The sequence below is a fragment of the Candidatus Eisenbacteria bacterium genome, from assembly GCA_030017955.1.
Lineage (GTDB): Bacteria > Eisenbacteria > RBG-16-71-46 > JASEGR01 > JASEGR01 > JASEGR01.
The window spans coordinates 1-14521 of the sequence record JASEGR010000036.1 but is presented as its reverse complement, the minus strand read 5'-3'; the positions used below and the strand labels follow the sequence as shown (position 1 = coordinate 14521).

The following is a 14521-nucleotide window of genomic DNA, read 5'->3' as shown; positions in this document are numbered from 1 at the left end:
CACACCAGGGAGATAGAAAATGGCCATAATTCTGGACGGTTCCAACCTGACCATTGAGAAACTTGTCAAGATTGCCCGCCATAGTGAACAAGTTGAGCTTTCCCCCGAAGCGGTGGAGAGAATCAAGACGTGCCGCGCAATGCTGGAGGAAAAACTCAAAGCTCACGAGATTATGTATGGCGTGAACACAGGCATCGGCGAGTTCTCGGAAGTCGTGCTGAACGACGAACAGGTCAGGCAATTCCAGCGATATCTGATCTACAACCATGCTGCCGGCATTGGGGAACCGGCGCCCATCGAATACGTGCGCGGTGCCATCGCCAGCCGGATCAATGTGCACGCTCGCGGCAAATCCGGCTGCCGTCCTGAAATCACCCGGACAATGGTCGAGATGTTGAATAAGGGCGTTACACCGGTCGTCTGCCAAAAAGGGTCGGTTGGCGCATGCGGGGATCTCGCGCCGATGTCACAAATCGCCTTGCTGCTTATGGGCGAAGGAGAGGCCTACTATCAAGGCAAGTGCCTGCCGGGCAAGGAAGCGCTGGACAAAGCCGGCATTCCTGTCCCTGGTCTCCAGGCGCGCGACGGCCTTGCGACAATCAACGGATCTAATCTTATGGCCGCCATGAGCGCGCTTCACCTCTACGACATGAACCGCTGGCTCAAGCAAGCCGAAATCGCCTGTGCCATGACGCTGGAAGCGCTCTATGCCAACATGAAGCCGTACGATGTCAGGCTGCACGAGCTGCGCGGCTTCCCCGGCGCGGTTCGCAGCGCCAAAGCGATTATGAAATGCATCGCGGGGAGCGATCTGGTAACAGGAAAGCTCAAAACAAAGGTCCAGGATGCCTATTCCATGCGCTCGTCTCCCCAGGTCACTGGAGCCGCGCATGATGCCCTCGCTTTTGCCAGGAGACAAGTGGAAATCGAACTCAATGCAGTGGCCGATAATCCGGTGTTCTTGCCGGAGGACAGGCTGACCCTCACCGGCGCCAACTTTCAGGGCTCACCCGTGTGCCTGCCGATGGACATGGCAGGGGCGGCAATCACAATGGTCTGCGTTCTGTCGGAACGGCGTCTCAATCGCCTGACCAATCCGGCGTTGAGCGTTGGACTGCCCGCATTTCTCACCAAAGGGGCAGGAATGTTTTCAGGCATGATGCTGAGCCAGTACACCGCCGACAGCCTCATCGTGGAGCAAAGAATTCTGTCGATGCCGGCAAGCATTCAGTCCATTCCAGCCGCAGCCGACCAGGAAGACTTTGTTTCGATGGGTATGAACACGGCTATCAAGAACGCCCAGATTCTCGATAATGCTTATGGGATCCTCGGCATCGAGTTCATGGCAGCGGCGCAGGCGCTGGACTTCCGAGAGTTTACTCCCGGACGCGGCGTGGAGAAGGCGCGGGGTGTCGTCCGCAAATATGTCGAGCATCTCGACGAAGACCGGCCGCTGTATCCGGATCACACCCGGATGAAAGAGCTAGTCAAATCGTGCGAGATTCTGGAAGAAGTGGAAAAGGTAGTAGGCAGTTTGGAGTAGTTTCCTGGAATTTCTTGGCGGCCGGCGGCGTTATATGGTATAATGTTGTATTGGTGCTCCCCACGCACGGAGCCAACAACATAGTCTCCACCAAAGCGGAGGTCTTCACCATGTTTTGCAGGTCCACCCGTTCTTTGAGCTATCTTATTGCATTTCTTCTGCTTCTGCCCGTCTTCTCGAGCGCAATTGCCTCATCGGCAAATGCTCTTCCGTATACACCGACAGGGGATACCCTTACGGTGATCATGAAGCCAATCCAGACAGTGCCCGCGATCGTTACTCGAACCGACACCGTTAGAATAGAGTGTCTGGCCTCGAGTTCAACGACGGATTGGGCTGCATCTCTCGGTTTTCGTCAGCTTAGTTTCCCTTTGAGCATTGCGAGCGCACAGTACATCACGTCACTTTCGCGATGGAGAATAAAAGCCACTCTTCCTACGGACATCCCGTTTGAGCTCTATAATCTCTCGGTCGCAGCTTCGGGCGGGGTCTCTGATATGACCAAGCATGCGGTCCAGGTGATCAGTGCATTTGATACCAATTTCTATTTCGTTCACGTGACCGACACGCACATGCCGACACATCTTTATTATTACCAGTCGGGAGCCGACACTGATTCTTCGGAGCTCGTGGATTTCAGGGAGGTCGTGAAGGACTTGAACCTGATCAATCCAACATTCCTTGTTCACACCGGCGACATCATAAACGAAGGTGAGCTTGAGGACTTTGAGTACAGACGCTATTTCACGCGCACTCAGAAGGTCTTATCGGAACTGGAGGTGCCGGTATATGTCACTGCCGGTAACCACGACATAGGCGGTTGGGATTCTACGCCGATGCCTGATGGCACGGCACGGCAAACATGGTGGAGATTCTTCGGGTGGCCTTATTTGGAGAATCCGCCGAGTGGCGAAGGTCATTCGCAGAACTTTTCCTTCAACTATGGCTCATGTCACTTCACCGGGTTGGAAGCTTACATAAACTATGATGGATGGCGGTCTGAAATCTACGGCAACCAGAGTTTCACGGCCGAGCAGCTTAGCTGGCTTTCCAGTGACCTCGCGGGAGCCTCGGGCACCCTGCTTCAGATTCTTTTCCACCATTACGACTTTTCGAGCCAGCTCAATCTCTCCTCGCTTGGAGTGGACCTCGCGCTTTACGGACACATTCATCAGGACAAAGGCTCCTTGACCGGCTGGCCTCTCAATATCTCCACGAATTCCTGCTGCGACGGACGTCGTGCATACAGGCTGATAAGGATTAACGGCAGCACCATAACTCCCAAGGCAACTTTTTCCGCCGGGTCGAGCGGAACCAATCTCAGCATTTCGTTCTCGCCCGCAAATGACGGCACTGCCACTCACGTTACCGCCAATATTGTGAACAATATCAATGAAAGATTTGAGCGCGGGATGGTCAGGTTCTACATGAAGCAAGGTTATAACTATGCAGTGACGAACGGGAATCTCATCCAGACCGTTCAATCGGATTCAGTTGTGATCTGTTACGTGGGAGTTGACATCCTCGCCAGCTCTTCGAAGAGCGTTTCGGTAGATGCCACCTCCGGAGTAGAGGAGAAGCTGCCGCAGGTGTCATCGGCGCTTGTTGCCACGTCTTGCTTCCCAAACCCGTTTGAGACCGAAACCAGTATCAGATTCTCTCTGCGGAGTAATGCATCCGTAGAGCTTGCCATCTTCGATGTCAAGGGTCAGCTTGTTAAGCGTCTGGCAAGGGAAGACCTTCCTGCCGGGACACATACGTATTCTTGGGATGCAACAGATGCTCTGATGCATCATGTTCCACCCGGTGTGTATTTCTGCCGGGTTGACGTAGACGGTCAAAGGTTCACATCCAAGCTGGTGGTAGTAAAATAGTGACAGTCACCTATTTCATAGAATCGATATAGGCAGAAGCTCTCGCCGATAGAAAGGAACCATTTGCGACCGAGGGGCCGGCCCTGCACCGGTCCCTTTTGCTTTCTAAATAGTGACAGGCACCATTTCCAGCGCGTCATTCTGCCATTCTTTGAAAATAGGTGACTGTCACTATTTTCTTTTATTTCGGATATAATGGGCCGGTGACGCGAATGAAGGGTTGGTCTGCCACCTTTGCAGAACGCCAATCGTTCTCCAATTAAAGGAGTGCAGCGGTGATGAACGGAAACGTCAGCATACGTGATGCAGTACTCAGCGACGCGGAAGTGCTCGTGCGTTTCAACACTGCCATAGCAGCAGAGACCGAGGGCAAACAGCTATTGTATGAAAAAGCCCGTCCCGGCGTTCTGGCCGTTCTCCAGAATCCAAACTGCGGGTTCTATATTGTGGCCGAGGTCGACGGCAAGGTGGTTGGCTCGCTCATGGTAACATTCGAATGGAGTGACTGGAGGAATGCCGCGTTCTGGTGGATCCAAAGTGTGTACGTGATGCCGGAATTCCGCCGCCGCGGCATCTATCGAACTCTGTACGAGACGGTTAGAAAGAGGGCCGGTGCTTCCTCCAAAGTGTGTGGGCTCCGGCTTTATGTCGAGCGGGACAATACCGCCGCCCAGGCGACATATGCTAAACTGGGCATGACGGAAATGAATTACCGAATGTACGAGAAACTGTTCGACTAAAAAGGACTCTCCGGTGAGACCGACAGTCAGATTCCTCAGTGATGAACTGATTCGGAAGATTGCTGCCGAGGCGAGGAGCATCTTGTGCAAGCTCGGCGTCGAGATCCACAACGATCGTGTCATCTCCCTTCTGGGAGACCACGGCGCACGGATCGACAAGAACGCACACCGTGTTTATTTCTCAGAGGGTCTCATCGACAAGGCATTGAGGTCTGCTCCACGCTCATTCAAGCTCTATGATGTGATGGGGAACGAAGCCGTCGATCTTTCGGGACTCAACGTGAACTTCACGCCGGGATCGGCAGCCATCAATGTCCTCGACGGTAAGACTAACAAGATCAGAAAGCCGGTGACGTCCGATTACATACGCTACGCAAAACTGATGTGCAGGATGCGGAACATCGCATCGCAATCGACAGCGATGATTCCAACCGACGTGCACGAACGAATCTCCGACAGTTATCGCTTGTATCTGAGCCTGATGAACTGCGAAAAACCGGTTGTGACAGGTACGTTCACCGTCGAAGCGTTTGAAATCATGAGAGACCTGCAGCTTGCGGTAAGGGGTTCACCAAAGAATCTTGCCTCGAAGCCGCTGACGATCTTCTCCTGCTGTCCTACTTCACCTTTCAAGTGGAGTGATGTCACCTCTCAGAATCTCCTGGACTGCGCAGCCTTTTCCATTCCGGTGGAATACATCTCCATGCCCCTTTCGGGTTTCATGGCGCCCGTCACGCTTGTCGGCACGCTCATCCAGCACACGGCGGAGACACTCAGTGGAGTTGTGATCAGCCAGCTTGCCAATCCCGGTACTCCAGCGCTCTATGGCGGCTCGCCCGCATTCTTTGATGTCAGATATGAAACGACGCCTATGGGTGCGGTCGCCACGATGATGATTGACTGTGCCTACAACGAGATCGGAAAGCATCTGGGGCTGCCCACTCAGGCATACATCGGACTGAGCGACTCAAAGGACCTTGACGCTCAGGCAGGGCTTGAATCGTCGATGGGCATGACGCTTGCTGCGCTTGCCGGTATCAACAATGTTTCCGGACCGGGAATGCTCGATTTCGAAAGCTGCTTCAGCCTGGAGAAGCTCATTGTTGACAATGAGATTTGTGGAATGACGTTCCGAATGCTGCGGGGCATTGAACCGAAGGAAGATTTCCCGTCCGAGCCAATCTTTCAGGAACTTCTAGAGGAAAAACATCTTCTCATCGCCGAGCACACACGGAAGTACTTCAAAGACGAGGACTATTTGCCCGGGCCGGTGATAAGCAGGGCAAACAGAATGAGATGGAATGAGGAGGGAAGCTTGTCTCTGCACAAGCGGGCCGCAGACGAAGTTGAGAAGGCTCAGGATTCATGCGAGCCGACACGTCTTCCGAACGACACTCAAAAGGAGCTTACGCGATTGATGCTGGCTGAAGCGCGGCGTTTCGGGATGGAGAAATTGCCTCAGGACCGTTAATGCGCAGAATCCTCCACATCCCGGTTCAGGAAGTGATTCCTTCCCTCAGTGCTGTCCTTGAAGGTCAGGGAATTCCCCGATCCTCAGAACCTGATGCCAGAACCAAGCAACTGGCACAGGATGCCCGTCTGGTTTTTGAAGAGAAAGCGCAGCCGGCCGGGGTTGTGATGGAAATCGCCAGGGACGAATTCAAGATTGTCTTTGAGGGAGAGGGCCGGAACGAAGATGAATCGCCCGTGAGTCCCATCTATCAGGCTTCGGATGCCCTCGCACTTTTTGTCGTAACGATCGGGGAATCTGTGTGCAATGAGATTTCCCGGATGTTCAGAGAGAAAGATTCTGCGTTCGGCTCAATGCTCGATTCGGCCGCCTCCGGAGGCACTGAGATGACAGCCCAAGCTGTAGAAGATTTCTACCACAAACAATTGAAAGACAGCGGCCGGCTGAATGAAGGGCAAGGTACCCTTCGCTTCAGCCCAGGCTACTGCGGATGGGATATCAGCGCGCAGAAAAAATTGTTCGGCGTGCTTAACCCGGAAGAGATCGGTATTACACTTAACGATAGTTATCTCATGGAACCGATCAAATCGATAAGCGGTGTGATCATAGTGGGGAGGAAGGATATCTTTAAGTTTGAAGATGTTTTCTCCTTTTGCCGGGATTGCGGAACGCATGATTGTCAGGAGCGCATCAAGAAGCTGTTCGACTAGGCATCGGTGGCGCGGATGTTTGCCGCCTGGCTTGGAGATGTCCTTGAACCGACTTTCTGAAAATCTCTGGACTTCCTTCTTGGACGAGGGAGCGACCCCGAAGGGGACGAATTTGCGCTGTCTGAGTCCGCAGGACGAGTTCGCAAATTCGAGTGAGCGAGCCCGAGAAGGATCGACATTTTCGGCAGGAGGGAAAGGACATCTCGAAGACTAGCGCCTGGCGAGCCTGCAGATGGGTCATCCCGGAGCGGAGCCGGCTCACGGCTCAGTCGCATCAAGGGCTATTGCCGGACAAACACCGCGTGGACGTAGTGGCGGCCTGGCAGTGACTTTTTCACGAGACAACTTGGAGAAAGGAACGAGTATGGAGATCATAAGGGAATTGTCCGAGGGCCTTCAGAATGGGGATGCCAAGAGAGTTGCCGAGCTCACCCGGAAGGCAATAGGAGATGGGCTTGAGGCCAGGACAATCCTGGATGATGGTCTTATCGCCGGGATGACAGCCGTGGGAGAGAGATTCAAGAAGCATGAGGTATTCCTGCCTGACGTGCTTCTTTCCGCCAAGGCGATGTATGCAGGAATGGATCTGCTGAAACCCATTCTTGCGAAAGAAGGAATCAAGACCGTCGGAAAGGTGGTCATCGGTACTGTCCAGGGTGACTTGCACGATATTGGGAAGAACCTTGTCGGCATTATGCTCAGAGGCGCCGGTTTTGAGGTCATCGACCTCGGCAACGATGTTCCGCCCGAGCGATTCATCAATACCGCGGTTGAGGGAGATGCTGACATAATTGGCATGTCGGCTCTTCTCACAACGACAATGCCCGTGATGAAGAGAGTGATCGAGCTGGCACGGGAAAGGCAAATCTGCGGCAAGAAGAAGATCATCGTCGGTGGAGCGCCTTTATCTCAAGAGTATGCCAACGAGATCGGGGCGGACGCATACTGTTTCGACGGCGTGAACGCCGTTGAGCAGGTGAAGAAATTTCTAGGACGGACCTGATGCAGCCGCTGCTTGAAAGATTGAAGCTGCCAGGCGTCGTCATTGCAGATGGCGCGATGGGAACTATGCTGCTTGAGCGAGGACTGAAACCGGGTGATTGTCCCGAGCGGATTAACCTTGAGAGACCGGACGTGCTGAGCGAAATTGCCAGGCTTTACCTCGAGGCGGGAGCAGGGATTGTTCAAACAAACACTTTCGGCGGCTCTCCACTCAAGCTTGCGTCCTATGCACTGGATGGCAGGACTGAGGAAATCAATGCGCGGGCCGTTTCCGCCGTAAGAGAAGTGCTTGGAGACCAAGCCTATCTTTCTGCATCTTGCGGCCCCTGCGGCAAGGTACTCGAGCCCTATGGCGATACAAGTGCAGATATGGTGTTCAATTCGTTCCTGAGACAGATGGAGGCGCTCATTGCAGAAGGGGTTGACATGATTTGCATCGAAACAATGACCGACCTTACCGAGGCAACTCTTGCAATCAAGGCTGCGAGGTCTGTCTCCTCTTCGGTTCCAGTGTGTGCAACCATGACGTTCGATGCGGGTCCAAGAGGATTTCACACAATCATGGGGACCAGCATTGGGCAGGCAATTGAAGGTCTCACACATGCCGGCGCCGACATAATTGGATCAAATTGCGGGAACGGGATACTGAATATGACGAAGATCGCCGGAGAGTTTATTGACAATTCGGCGCTGCCGATTGCTATCCGGCCGAATGCAGGTTTGCCGGTTCTGAAGAACGGCGTATCTGTTTACCCAGAATCCCCGGAGTTCATGGCCAAACACAGCCATACCCTGATGAAGATGGGAGTGAAGATCATCGGCGGGTGCTGCGGGACAACACCTGAGCACATTGCTGCTTTGCGAAAAGGAGTGGGGCATGAGAAGACTCGGTAGTCGCAATTCTGAAAGGTCGCGAGGGCAGCTCTTGAGCTTCAGAAAAGCATGACACCACCGGCCGGGTCAGAATCCGGCTTGGTCAGTGATTTTGAAGCCGAGCAGGTCAGCGCCAATTTTGGCTCGGGCTGGAGTATTTCTACGGATGCGATGATGGGTGGAACATCAACTGCCAAGATTCAAAGAGTGGAAGGCGGTGCGCAAGGAAGCAAGGGGGCAATGCTGATTACCGGCAGCATTACCAAAGACAATCTCAACCCGTGAGTGTGCCCGTTCACAGCTGGATGTCTGCCTGATGTTTAATCCCGACGATTCCGGGAGCGGCTCGGGAAAGAAGGAAGTCGCTTTGGAAGATGTGATGGAGATTCTGCATGAAGCTCACGTCAAACACCTTGTGGCACGGCCGTTCCGCAACAAGGATAGGACGGATTCAGACGGCATTTGCTTCTGTTGCGACGATTGCTGCGGGTACTTCCTGGACCCAAATGAGAAGTGCGACAAGGGTGAGCTTGTCACGGAAACTGATTTCGATGTTTGTAACCACTGCGGGGTATGTGCAGATGTTTGTTACTTCGAAGCCCGAACGGTAAACGGCGGCGAGCTTAAAGAAGCACGAGACCTCTGTTATGGCTGCGGGCTTTGCCTCAATGTCTGTCCGGAGGACTGTATTAAGATGGTCCTTAGAGGGTGATGGTATGCCGGCGTGCGGCTCGGCCGCCGGTGGGTCGCATGCCGTCGAGGAATGGACGGATCTGCCCAGTATCCGGCAATGTGCAGACATTTATCTGCGCGTCATAGAAGCGTTCTGCAGGGGAGGCGTGTGAAGAAAATCGGTTTGGCCCTTGGCGGAGGCGGGGTACGTGGTCTGGCGCACGTGCCAGTCCTGGAGCTCTTTGACGAGTTGGGGGTTAAACCGAGCATCATATCCGGCAGCAGCATGGGTGCGCTCATTGGCGCTCTGTACGCGTCCGGGATGTCCGGAAAGACGATCAAGGAGCGAATCAGGCAGCACTTGATTTCGAAACACGAGACATGGCAGGGCGTGCTGAAGAAAAGATCCTATTTGATGAAATGGGTGAAAGCATTCGGATTTGAGCGCGGGCGTGGAGGAATAGTCAAGACCGATAGATTCCTGAAATCCCTCTTTGCCGAGATCCGCGAGACTACCTTCGAAGATCTCGACATCCCACTGATCGTTATCGCTGCCGACTTCTGGCGGGCTGAAGAAGTGCCTTTTTCATCGGGAAAGCTGCTCCCTGCAATAGAGGCGAGCATAGCCGTCCCCGGAGTCTTCGCGCCGGTGTTAATAGCAGGCAGGGTGCTGGTGGACGGAGGTGTTGTGAACCCGGTACCGTACGATCACATCGTGGGCCGGTGCGATTTGTCGATAGCCGTGAATGTGGCCAAGGTCCGGACTCCCGGCAAGCACGGAGTACCGAGCGTGCTTGATTCAATCCTTGGTGCTTTTGACATCACGCAGGCGGCGTCCTTTGCCGAGAAGATGAGACACCGGAGGCCGGACATCTGCATTCATCCGGAGATTCGCGACGTGGCGATGTTCGATTTCACGAAGGTTGAGTCTGTATTCAGTCAGGCCGGGCCCGCCGTTCGTGAATTGAGGACATTCATCGAAAGGGAGATTGCCGGGCGGCCTGCCTCAGGCGACGCCTGAAACGCGTGAAGGGGAATCTTTGCGCGGAGTTCCGGAAAGGAGGAACGTAGAGGTGAGAGATCATACGAAGAGCGGAGGGATAACGGGTGATGTTGGCGCAATCATAGGCCCCATCTGGATCATGGGCTGGCTCTTTACAGTTGGGTTTCTTGGTCCTTCTTTCTGGAAGGCGGTGCTGGCCTTGGTGCTTTGGCCGTACTTCCTGGGAGTATCTTTGCGATAGCACAGATACTGTTGCCAAGCATGATACGGCAACTTGCAGTGACAAGAGGAGACCGCAGTTGACATCCTTCGGCCGTCAGATGCTTGAACACTGGATGCTCGATCCGAAGACCACCTATCTTAACCACGGGACCGTGGGCGCGCCGCCGCGGCGCGTGCTTGAAGCGCAGCAGGCCATTCGAGATGAAATCGAGCGGCAGCCGTCCCACTTTCTCCTGCGAGAGCTCGTGACCCTTCCGGGCGTGCCGTCAAGCGGGCACGCGAGATTGCGTCTTGCTGCGGATGTCGTAGCCGATTTTGTGGGCGCCAGCGGCAACGACCTGGGCTCTGTGGGTGCGCATCTCGGCACAAGTCTACAATGAAATGGCGGACATCGAGCGCCTCGCGGCTGCCATAGAGGCAAGAATCTAGTGCAAATGCCGGCGGTTTGGCCCGGCCAGGCCCGGTTCCCCGGCACGCGCCCGGCTGCGCTTCCGGTGCTCGACAGCCAATCGCTCTTTGAGATGTCCTTTTCCTCCTGCCGAAAATGTCGATCCTTCTTGAACTCGGTCACTCGAATTTGCGAACTCGGGCTTCGCCCTCAGACAGCGCAAATTCGTCCCTTTCGGGTCGTTCTCTCGTCCAAGAAGGGAGTCCAGAGATTTTCAGAAAGTGGGTTCAAGGACATCTCCAACCCTGCTTGCCGCGCGGCCGCGTCGCCGACCTTGCTCGAGCCCAGGCGCACATGGCGGCGTCCGTCGCCAGCGCTCGCTGACTGGAGGATGGAACGTGGTTGAAGTAAGAAGAAAACCGACCGGGTTAGTGGTGATCGCGTGGACCTGGATTATCACGGGAACATACATGGTCTTTAGCGGCGTGATGGCACTGGCTTCGTCCTCGTTTGTATCCCAAATCCCTTTCATGGTCGGTATCCCGGGGGAGATCGGCCCTGGATTCGGACTACTCATGAATATCATTCGCCATTTTGCGTTGTTCGCGATGGCTCAAATTGCGATGGCTGCGATCATCATCGCGTCAGCAGTGGCGCTCCTCAAACTGCGGCCGTGGGCTCGGACTGTCATCGAAGTCATGTCCTGGCTGTTCCTGGTTTCTGTCGCAGGATCTTTCTTGTTCGGGATATTCGTATGGTCCGCAATGACCCGTCAGCTTCCTCATGATGAAGTGTCACTCAATATGGGGCACTTACGGGTTGCCGCGTTTATGATGGTTTTTTTTGTCACGTTGGCTTGTGCAATTCCGCTTGGTGTGATGATCAAGTATCTGCGCGGGGAGACCGTGCGAGACGCGGTCCACAAAGGAGGTTAAAGGCATGCGCGGAAATGACGATTCCAAATGCAGTCGTACTCGCTTCAGCCGCAGGGGGTTCTTGAAAGCCGGGCTGTCCGGAGGGATGATGGCGGCGGCATTCCCGGCCTTCGCAGGCATCGGTGGATCTGTCACCTCCACCTCAAAACCCCGGTCTCCGGACCTCGAAGAGATTACCATCTTCGAGCTTGCTGAGGGGATGCGTTCAGGGAGGCACACTGCCCGCTCAATCACGGAGAAATATCTGGAGCGGATCGAGGCTCTCGACCGGAAGGGCCCGGCGCTTCGAAGCGTGATAGAAGTGAACCCTGATGCTCTGGCAATCGCCGATGCACTCGACAAGGAAAGAAAAGGAAAGGGACCACGCGGGCCGATGCACGGCATTCCAGTGCTCATCAAAGACAACATCGATACAATGGACCGCATGGCGACCACAGCCGGATCGCTGGCTCTTATAGGCGCAAAGCCGCCTGCTGATGCGTTTCTGGTGCAGAGGCTCCGCAGCGCCGGCGCGGTCATCCTGGGAAAGACGAACCCGAGCGAGTGGGCCAACATTCGTTCGAGTCATTCTACCAGCGGATGGAGCGGACGCGGGGGACTGACAAAGAATCCTTACGCATTGGACCGCAATCCTTCAGGTTCGAGCTCCGGTTCGGCAGTGGCTGTTGCCGCGAATCTCTGCCCCGTGGCGGTAGGCACGGAGACCGATGGCTCGATCGTCAGTCCGTCATCGGCCAGCGGTATAGTCGGACTCAAGCCGACCGTCGGATTGGTAAGCCGCACCGGGGTGATCCCGATCTCTCACACCCAGGACACCGCCGGCCCGATGGCGCGCACGGTACGGGATGCGGCAGTCCTGCTCGGCGCTCTCACCGGCGCCGACCCGGAGGATGGTGTGACAGCGGGAAGCCAGGGAAAATCCTTCGCCGATTACACACAATTTCTGGATCCGAAAGGCCTGGAAGGAAGCAGAATCGGAGTAGTCCGGAAATCTTTTGGCTTTCACGAAACCGTTGATATATTCATGAGCAACGCGCTCGACGTCCTGAAGCAGCACGGCGCAACCCTTGTCGATCCCGCAGACATTGAGACTCTCGACCAGATTGGTGATTCAGAGCTGACTGTGCTTCTTTATGAGCTAAAAGCAGATCTGAGCGCCTACTTCAACCGTTTGGGCCCGGACGCACCGGTGCATTCACTGAAGGATGTCATACTGTTCAACGAGCGCAACAAAAGGACGGAGATGCCTTACTTCGGCCAAGATCTCTTTGAGAAGTCGGAGGCCAAGGGACCGCTGACCGACAAGGAGTATCTGGATGCCCTGGAGAAGGATTGCCGCTTGACGCGTACCGAGGGCATTGATGCAGTGATGGACAAATTCAAGCTCGATGCGCTTGTGGCGCCGACCGGCGCACCTGCGTGGCTTACCGATCTAGTAAACGGTGATCACTATGTTGGGGGGAGTTCTACCGCGGCCGCCGTGGCCGGATACCCGAGCATCACCGTGCCGGCCGGCTGTGTCGTTGGTCTCCCAATTGGAATTTCGTTCTTCGGCAGGGCGTGGAGCGAGCCGGTTCTCATCAAGCTGGCTCATGCGTTTGAGAAGGCGACCCGGTTCCGCAAACCGCCGCGCTTCCTGCCGACGGCTGATTTGCGGGCGTGATGGGACCCATATTGCAGAGATGACGGCTGACCTGAGGTCGCGAGATGCTCTGTTGCGGAGGCGGTGACTATTGTCATATTCTTGCCAGGAACTGACCGGCGGCGGTGGGAGGCTGTGCCATGGAACATAAGTTGATGGGAAGGACTGGAGTCAAAGTCTCCAGTTTATGCTTCGGGGCGATGTCGTTCGGAGGGGATGCCGACGAATCCACGTCTGCCGCTCTTTTCCGTCGCTGCCGGGAAGCCGGCATAAATTTCTTCGATTGCGCCGACGTCTATCAGAAGGGACGCTCAGAAGAGATTCTCGGGCGACTCATTGCAGACTGCCGAGATGATGTGATCATAACCAGCAAGGTGTATTTTCCTACTGGCGAAGATGTGAACGCGCGCGGAAGAGCCAGCGTGCCGTCCCCGGCTTTTTGTGAAATGGATCAGATATGAACAGGTGCACATGCTTCGGAGGGAGTGAGTGAGAGACTATCGAATAGATTTCGAATCTATTGAGTGGGAATCTTCCATGCCAGGTGTCCGCAAGAAGGTGGTAAGAAGCGGCTCAAAACAGCTTCGTCTAGTTGAATACAGCAAAGAAATGGAGCCTCATTGGTGCGAGAAAGGTCATTTTGGATATATTCTCGAAGGGCGATTCGAGATAGAGTTCGCTGGCCACGTGAGCATCTTCGAGCCCGGAGATGGCGTCTTCATTCCCGAAGGAAAGGAGCACCGGCACAGAGCAAAGGTGCTTACTGACATAGTGCGAGTGGTGTTTGTCGAGGACGTCTGACGTCCTGACGCTGGTGAGTATTTGACTGAAACGGAGGGGACAAAATGGGATTGAGAGCATTGGGATTCCTGGGTTTTCTCGGAATGCTTGGCATGCTTGGAATGACGGAAGGACACTCGGGCTTGTTCGGTCTGTTTGGCCTGTTTGCGTTTTTCTCATTCTTTAGTCTGCCGTACGGTCCCAAGAAGTCCGATCAGAAGTAAGAGGTACCGGTTCCGTTCGCGCACGGCAGGGCAGGCGTCGAGATGTCCTTGAACCGACTTTCCGAAAATCTCCGGACTCCCTTCTTGGACGAGAGAGCGACCCCGAAGGGGGCGAATTTGAGTTGTCTGAGGCCAGAAGGCCGAGTTCGCAAATTCGAGTGAGCGAGTACAGGAAGGATCGACATTTTCGGCAGGAGGGAAAGGACATCTCGAAGTGCGACCAGGGGGGTGACCGGAAGCGCAGCAGGGTACACATGAAGAACCCTAGAACATACGGAAAGGGGCCGTTCGATGTGGCTGTCATTCACGGCGGCCCAGGCGCAGCCGGAGAGATGGCGCCGGTGGCACGCGAGCTCGCATCTAGCCTGAATTATGCATAAGTTTGGTTGAAAAAAGAGTGCCATCGTCCTCGGGAGTTGTGGTATTAAAGGGTTTGAGCACC

The 14521-nt window shown here is 54.9% G+C and carries 16 protein-coding genes and 2 pseudogenes; all 18 read left to right on the top strand.

Annotated elements, in window-relative coordinates; translation table 11 throughout:
- The first annotated feature begins 19 nt into the window (after window positions 1–19).
- The 18 genes and pseudogenes from QME66_07470 (at window position 20) to QME66_07385 (ending at window position 14441) form a co-directional block, all read left to right on the top strand.
- Entirely contained in the window at window positions 20–1543 is a 1524-nt protein-coding gene (locus tag QME66_07470; GenBank protein ID MDI6808804.1) for an aromatic amino acid ammonia-lyase, read from the top strand.
- 110 nt (window positions 1544–1653) lie between these two features.
- Complete coding sequence (locus QME66_07465; GenBank protein MDI6808803.1) at window positions 1654–3417, top strand: metallophosphoesterase; 1764 nt, start codon at window positions 1654–1656, stop codon at window positions 3415–3417.
- Window positions 3418–3695: 278 nt separating this feature from the next.
- Window positions 3696–4157 (top strand): GNAT family N-acetyltransferase, encoded by a 462-nt coding sequence (locus tag QME66_07460; GenBank protein ID MDI6808802.1) that lies wholly within the window; start codon window positions 3696–3698, stop codon window positions 4155–4157.
- A 13-nt stretch (window positions 4158–4170) separates the two neighbouring features.
- Window positions 4171–5628: a trimethylamine methyltransferase family protein gene (locus tag QME66_07455; protein ID MDI6808801.1), complete on the top strand. Its 1458-nt coding sequence runs from the start codon at window positions 4171–4173 to the stop codon at window positions 5626–5628.
- The gene (locus tag QME66_07450) at window positions 5628–6338 is read left to right on the top strand and encodes a vitamin B12 dependent-methionine synthase activation domain-containing protein (protein ID MDI6808800.1); all 711 of its coding nucleotides are present in this window, start codon (window positions 5628–5630) and stop codon (window positions 6336–6338) included. Before QME66_07455 ends, QME66_07450 begins: the two co-directional genes overlap by 1 nt.
- Window positions 6339–6702: 364 nt before the next feature.
- Window positions 6703–7341 (top strand): corrinoid protein, encoded by a 639-nt coding sequence (locus QME66_07445; protein MDI6808799.1) that lies wholly within the window; start codon window positions 6703–6705, stop codon window positions 7339–7341.
- Entirely contained in the window at window positions 7341–8234 is an 894-nt protein-coding gene (locus QME66_07440) for a homocysteine S-methyltransferase family protein (protein ID MDI6808798.1), read from the top strand. Before QME66_07445 ends, QME66_07440 begins: the two co-directional genes overlap by 1 nt.
- Before the next feature lie 48 nt (window positions 8235–8282).
- Window positions 8283–8498, top strand: coding sequence for a hypothetical protein (locus QME66_07435; GenBank protein MDI6808797.1), 216 nt, complete (start codon window positions 8283–8285; stop codon window positions 8496–8498).
- A gap of 31 nt (window positions 8499–8529) precedes the next feature.
- Window positions 8530–8925 carry a 4Fe-4S binding protein gene (locus QME66_07430; protein ID MDI6808796.1) on the top strand — a complete coding sequence of 132 codons (396 nt, stop codon included), beginning with the start codon at window positions 8530–8532 and terminating at the stop codon, window positions 8923–8925.
- Between the two features lie 129 nt (window positions 8926–9054).
- Window positions 9055–9906 (top strand): patatin-like phospholipase family protein, encoded by an 852-nt coding sequence (locus tag QME66_07425; protein MDI6808795.1) that lies wholly within the window; start codon window positions 9055–9057, stop codon window positions 9904–9906.
- Window positions 9907–9958: 52 nt separating this feature from the next.
- Window positions 9959–10129 carry a hypothetical protein gene (locus QME66_07420; GenBank protein ID MDI6808794.1) on the top strand — a complete coding sequence of 57 codons (171 nt, stop codon included), beginning with the start codon at window positions 9959–9961 and terminating at the stop codon, window positions 10127–10129.
- 58 nt (window positions 10130–10187) lie between these two features.
- Window positions 10188–10490: a hypothetical protein gene (locus QME66_07415; protein ID MDI6808793.1), complete on the top strand. Its 303-nt coding sequence runs from the start codon at window positions 10188–10190 to the stop codon at window positions 10488–10490.
- Between the two features lie 406 nt (window positions 10491–10896).
- Window positions 10897–11433 carry a hypothetical protein gene (locus QME66_07410; GenBank protein ID MDI6808792.1) on the top strand — a complete coding sequence of 179 codons (537 nt, stop codon included), beginning with the start codon at window positions 10897–10899 and terminating at the stop codon, window positions 11431–11433.
- A 4-nt stretch (window positions 11434–11437) separates the two neighbouring features.
- Window positions 11438–13096, top strand: coding sequence for an amidase (locus QME66_07405; GenBank protein MDI6808791.1), 1659 nt, complete (start codon window positions 11438–11440; stop codon window positions 13094–13096).
- A 119-nt stretch (window positions 13097–13215) separates the two neighbouring features.
- Window positions 13216–13488, top strand: a pseudogene (locus tag QME66_07400) (aldo/keto reductase).
- Between the two features lie 76 nt (window positions 13489–13564).
- The gene (locus QME66_07395; protein ID MDI6808790.1) at window positions 13565–13876 is read left to right on the top strand and encodes a cupin domain-containing protein; all 312 of its coding nucleotides are present in this window, start codon (window positions 13565–13567) and stop codon (window positions 13874–13876) included.
- Window positions 13877–13920: 44 nt separating this feature from the next.
- Complete coding sequence (locus tag QME66_07390) at window positions 13921–14079, top strand: hypothetical protein (protein MDI6808789.1); 159 nt, start codon at window positions 13921–13923, stop codon at window positions 14077–14079.
- A gap of 254 nt (window positions 14080–14333) precedes the next feature.
- Window positions 14334–14441 (top strand): annotated as a pseudogene (locus QME66_07385) (alpha/beta hydrolase).
- Window positions 14442–14521 lie beyond the last annotated feature (80 nt).